Annotated in this window: 4 protein-coding genes; 2 read left to right on the forward strand and 2 right to left on the reverse strand. The window is 42.0% G+C overall.

Annotation, left to right across the window (positions count from 1 at the left end; translation table 11 throughout):
- Positions 1-866: 866 nt before the first annotated feature.
- Positions 867-1,526 (reverse strand): hypothetical protein, encoded by a 660-nt coding sequence (locus BCU91_RS05665; protein ID WP_102531070.1) that lies wholly within the window; start codon positions 1,524-1,526, stop codon positions 867-869.
- A 276-nt stretch (positions 1,527-1,802) separates the two neighbouring features.
- On the opposite strand from BCU91_RS05665, the gene ubiD reads away from it, so the two are divergent.
- Positions 1,803-3,284: a 4-hydroxy-3-polyprenylbenzoate decarboxylase gene (gene ubiD, locus BCU91_RS05670; protein WP_102475890.1), complete on the forward strand. Its 1,482-nt coding sequence runs from the start codon at positions 1,803-1,805 to the stop codon at positions 3,282-3,284.
- 80 nt (positions 3,285-3,364) lie between these two features.
- Positions 3,365-4,063 (forward strand): NAD(P)H-flavin reductase, encoded by a 699-nt coding sequence (gene fre / locus BCU91_RS05675; RefSeq protein WP_102475889.1) that lies wholly within the window; start codon positions 3,365-3,367, stop codon positions 4,061-4,063.
- A gap of 108 nt (positions 4,064-4,171) precedes the next feature.
- Here the strand turns inward: fre and BCU91_RS05680 are convergent, their stop codons facing one another.
- Complete coding sequence (locus BCU91_RS05680; RefSeq protein ID WP_102475888.1) at positions 4,172-5,449, reverse strand: winged helix-turn-helix domain-containing protein; 1,278 nt, start codon at positions 5,447-5,449, stop codon at positions 4,172-4,174.
- Positions 5,450-5,618 lie beyond the last annotated feature (169 nt).

Here is a 5,618-nt window from a genome sequence, read left to right on the forward strand (position 1 = left end):
GGTTTGATTCGATAAGCGCACCACCCCAAGTGCACTTATTAAGAAGCTAATATTCCGACGATAAAGGCTTTTAAACAATCAAGCTTGTCAATTTTATTCAAGCTCAGTGACTGCATTCCCCCCATGATTGCAGTATCACTGAATTGAAACCTGCAACAAGGCTAACAATAATTATAAGTCGCAGGTATGCCTACAGGCAGGTAAACCACCCTAAAGTAAGGATGTCACTAGGGTGATTGGAGATAGATTCAGGCAGATTTGATGTGTTGCTAACTGTTCCCCAGCAGTGAGCAATAGAGGTTTTATTAGGGCTTAAGCGCCCAAGGTAATACTTCTATCAACATGGCTAATTTATCCGTTTCAACAAGGTGACAGCACTCTCCCCCATGCTTGCATGGTCACTGAATTGAATACCTGCAACAAGGAATAATAACAATAATATGTCGTAGGCAAGCAACAGCGTAACCCTGATGAATGGAAGTCATAAGGGGAAATATTAAAAAGCATAAACTAGGAGATGTATTACGAGTATTAACTAATTTAACAACCAATAGCTTTGATTTGATTGATGGTCGTCCCCAGCGACTATTGATTATGAAAACATTCTATACCCCTTACTTCATGGAATTGCTTTCTACTATCAAACCTATTGAGTCCGTTGACGACTATTTGGACATGAGCAACTGCTTCTCTCCCCAGTTTTCGTAGTGAGCGAATGAATAAGTTTTCATCAACAACAGTTTTAATGCCGATACATTTTGTCGGTAGACAATGCACAAAAAGCCCTGATGGAAGGATCCATCAGGGCTTTTTTATCTTTAAACGTTATAAACGTTCTCAGCCTATGTAGAAACAGCGCCACTCAATTAGTCTTTTTCTGCGGCTAATCTCATATAGCGTTGTGATGACCAGTCAAAGTAATACTCTTGCCCTTGCCACTGATAAATTGTTCTGCCGTCTCTTTGGATAGCGCGGGCATTTTCAGGTAGCTGGGTTAAGCCACTGGCGTATTCAATACTGGTGGTGGATCGTTTCGGTGGAGACACCACTTGATGTTGCTGCGGTTGCACATAGTTTCTGCGGTAATGGCGATCATAGTAATCATAGCGATAGGGCGTTTGCCAGCCGTTATTCCAGCCTATACCATTATTCCAGCCATAGCCCCAGCCATTATTCCATCGATTTCCCCACCGGTTATAATAAGGGTAACGCCAACCGTTATTCCACCCCACACCGACGCCCCAGCGCACTGATGAACCTGAATGACGTGAATGACGTGAATGACGTGAATGACCATGATGACGATCGGATGTAAGATATCGCAGTTGCGGCAAGCCATCAAAAGCTTGCATGCTAGCTGAAATCTTGTGGTGACTCGCGTCTTGAGCATTAGCCCCTTGGGCATTAGTGCTTATGCCAAGCATTAAACTCAAGCCTACAGTTACTGAGATATACCCTTTTAAGCTCATCAGATATAAAGCCGTAAAGCAGGTCTTTGGCAGTGTCTGTTGTGCTTCTTTGTTCATCTCACGCCCCCCTTTGTACCTAAGCAGCATTTTCTACAGCAGCTAATATAGGGCAATTAAATGGCAATTACCCTATAAACAAGTCTAGCTCAAAACAACCTATAACCAATAACCATCGCTTAACCCTATTTTAGAAAAATGCTCATAGATACGCGGGCAATAGCTATGAGCAGGTTAATTAAAATCAACGACCAACAAATAAACATCGCTTAACCCTATTTTAGAAAAATGCTATAGTGCGCCCCAAAGAGCGATTAACAATAGAGTGAATAAGCCATGAGTTTTAAGGATTTACGTAGCTTCATTGATCACCTTGAAGCTAATGGTGAACTAAAGCGGATTAGTTATGCTGTTGATCCCAATCTAGAAATGACTGAAATTGCCGATCGCGTCTTGCGCTCTGGCGGCCCTGCGTTGTTATTTGAAAACCCAACCAATAACGACATGCCAGTTTTAGTGAATTTATTTGGCACTCCAAAACGTGTTGCTATGGCGTTAGGTAAAGACGACCCACTGGCTTTGCGTGAAGTGGGTGAATTGCTAGCTTTTTTAAAAGAACCTGAGCCGCCAAGTGGCTTTAAAGACGCTATTGCCAAAATACCTAAGTTCAAACAAGCGTTAAACATGCCGCCAAAAACAGTACGTAACCCACCTTGTCAGGAAGTGGTATTAACTGGTGACGAGGTGGATTTAACCAAATTACCGGTACAACATTGCTGGCCTGGCGATGTGGCGCCTCTAGTGACTTGGGGATTAACCATTACTAAAGGTCCGCGCCAAAAAAGACAAAACTTAGGGATTTATCGCCAACAGCTATTAGGCAGAAACAAACTGATTATGCGCTGGCTTGATCACCGCGGCGGCGCATTAGACTTTAAAGATTTCAAAGAAAAACACCCAGGTGAGCGCTACCCTGTGGTAGTGGCATTAGGCGCCGATCCGGTGACTATTTTAGGCGCGGTAACCCCTGTGCCAGACTCAATGAGCGAATATGCTTTTGCGGGTTTACTGCGTGGTGAACGCACCGAAGTGTGCAAAGCCATCAGTTGCGACTTAGAAGTCCCAGCCACCAGCGAAATCATTTTAGAAGGCTATATTGACCCTGAAGAAATGGCTGAAGAAGGCCCTTATGGCGATCACACTGGTTACTATAACGAAACAGACAAGTTCCCAGTTTTCACCGTCACCCATATGACCCAGCGTAAAGATGCGATTTATCACAGCACCTACACAGGTCGTCCACCGGATGAGCCTGCCATGTTAGGTGTGGCGTTAAACGAAGTCTTTGTGCCGATTTTACGTAAGCAATATCCTGAAATTATCGACTTTTACTTGCCGCCTGAAGGTTGCTCGTATCGCATGGCAGTAATTTCAATTCGGAAGCAATATGCCGGTCATGCCAAACGGGTAATGATGGGTGCTTGGTCGTTCTTGCGACAGTTTATGTACACCAAATTCATCATCATCGTTGATGAAGACGTCAATTGCCGCGATTGGCAAGATGTGATTTGGGCGATTACCACCCGTATGGACCCAACAAGAGATACCGTAATGGTGGATAATACGCCGATTGATTACCTTGATTTTGCCTCGCCTATTGCCGGTTTAGGTTCAAAAATGGGCTTAGATGCGACCAATAAGTGGCCAGGCGAAACTGACAGAGAATGGGGCACGCCAATTGTGATGGATCCAGCAGTAAAAGATAAAGTGGATCAAATCTGGGACGAATTAGGTATTGATGATAGCCCAACGCTATAATGCCCAGCTAAAGAGTTAACCCTCTACCCTACAAATAAAATAAAAACACCCTTCAAAGAAAGGGCTACCAAGGATGTTAGATGAACACCATTCGCTGTAAAGTTGAAAAGATCACCCCATTTAATGATGCTGTTTTTCAGGTCATACTTAAACCAGAAGTCCCTTTTGACTTCAAAGCAGGGCAATACTTATCCATCGTTATGGGAGAAAAAGACAAACGTCCTTTTTCTATCGCCTCTGCACCTAACGCTGATTTAATTGAGCTGCACATTGGCGCCGCGGTATCAGAAAGCTACCCAATGCAAGTGGTTGAGCGCCTAAAAAACAACGAGTTTATTGATATTGAAGCCCCTGCTGGTGAGGCTTTTTTTCGTCAAGACAGCCAACGCCCTCGCATCATGATTGCTGGCGGCACGGGGTTTTCATACATTAAGAGTATTATTGAGCAGCAAATTGCTAGCGGCCATACAATAAAAACACAGTTTTACTGGGGTTGTCGTAACGAGCAAGCCATGTACTACCAAGACATTGCCCGCCAATGGCATGCAAACCATGAATGGTTAGAGTTTATTCCCGTTGTTGAAGAAGCGACAGCTAACTGGAATGGTAAACAAGCCAACTTGCTTGAGCAAATAAACCAAGATCATATCAGCTTAGTGGGTTACGACATTTATATTGCTGGCCGTTTCGATATGGTTGGCGCCGCCCGTGAAGTCTTTCGCGGTATGGGCGTAGAAGAAGCTCACCTTTATGGTGATGCCTTCGCATTTATCAAATAAGCCTAATTGATTTACCCATTAAAAAGCCGACTATTTTAGTCGGCTTTTTGTTTACCCCCATTATTTCTTCGCACTAAAACTCAATTATTCAGTACGCTAAACTAATGGCTAGAATTGTACTTTCTCATATTTAGACCAAGCTACAAGTCCATCCATAAAAGGGAATATCCATACAGCGGTATTCTCAGTGGAATGCACTCTAAAGAAAATCAATTCGGTTTCTTGAATATCCATTCGACGAATTTCACGGTAAAAGCGCATTGCCGACGGGGTAACGAAGTCTGGCTTTATAAACTCTTTTTGAGCTATTTTGCTATAGAAAACGTCAACCTCATAATCGCCAATGGTTTGTTCATATTGATTAAACGTACCACGGGTTTTCCATTTAATTGGCGTCGTACTGCAATCTTCGTCAGTGATGCAGATCGTGGTATAGATTTGGCCACTCTTTTCACCGTCATAGACAAGTGAGAGACTAAAATCACCACGGATAAGCTTCTCACCTGCTGCGGGAAAATACACGTCAGCATGGTAATGATGCTCGATAATATTGCCAACGCTATCTTTTGGGATCAGCACTCGATTAAATCGAATACGTTCTTCCATTTTTTTAGTTAACGGTACAAATTCACGCATATTTAAGCCTGCAGGCTCTGGAGATAACGCATTAATATTGATAATCCCAACACCATCACAATCATCTAATGAATAACCAGGACAAGCAGCAAATGAATAATTGTTGCCATTGGTCAATGCAAAAGCACTAAAGCCCTTTAATCCTTGGACAAAGTTACTTTCAGGCGCAATATGTTTCTGCCACTTAGATTTATGCAGTTGATCAGTATCGTTTTTGTATAATAAAGTTGCGCTTTCTTCTAAGCCACCAATATTAATCTCAACTTGCTTGTCACTGCTCCAAAATGCGGTATTTTTAAGGACTTTATGGTACTCACATTGATACCAAGCAAGAATGATTAATCCAATAACAAATAACGCACCAGCAATTTTCACCATCACACTGACATCTAAAAAAGCAGCTCTAATCGTACCGGAGTCAGTTAAAGAAACCATTTTCACATGGCTGCGTTCATCAATATGAAGCTGGTAGCCACGTCTTGCGACAGCTTTTAAATGAATCTCAGAGAAAGGTTCTAATTTACGGCGTAATGTACTAATACACTGCGTTAATGAAGTAGGCGCAACCACCCTATCAGGCCATCCTTCCGCCAATAGGTGCTCTTTTGTCCAGATTTCTTCGCTATTATCTAATAATTTAATTAATACTGCATTTTCAGAAAAAGTCAGACTGGTTTTCTCATCATTAAGATGATTAATCAGCTGCTTGGCTGAAGTATCGAGTGTTAAATATGAAGTAATTTTTAGCACTGCCTGCACCTAAAGTTTTACTATTGAGTCAATTGAAATCACATGAATCATAATTCATATCTTATCAAAAATATGTGATTACCGACTCAGTCTTAAAATATTTTAAAATCAGATAATACAAACACTTATATAGATATACCTCAAAATATATTTTTGTTAATTACTGCTA

Source organism: Shewanella sp. 10N.286.52.B9 (genome assembly GCF_002873635.1).
In the GTDB taxonomy this organism is placed as follows: domain Bacteria; phylum Pseudomonadota; class Gammaproteobacteria; order Enterobacterales; family Shewanellaceae; genus Shewanella.

Bases quoted from the DNA above. Each gene is read 5' to 3' on its own strand.
- fre (WP_102475889.1), top strand. From the start codon at position 3,365: ATGAACACCATTCGCTGTAAAGTTGAAAAGATCACCCCATTTAATGAT.
- ubiD (WP_102475890.1), top strand. From the start codon at position 1,803: ATGAGTTTTAAGGATTTACGTAGCTTCATTGATCACCTTGAAGCTAAT.
- BCU91_RS05665 (WP_102531070.1), bottom strand. From the start codon at position 1,526: ATGAACAAAGAAGCACAACAGACACTGCCAAAGACCTGCTTTACGGCT.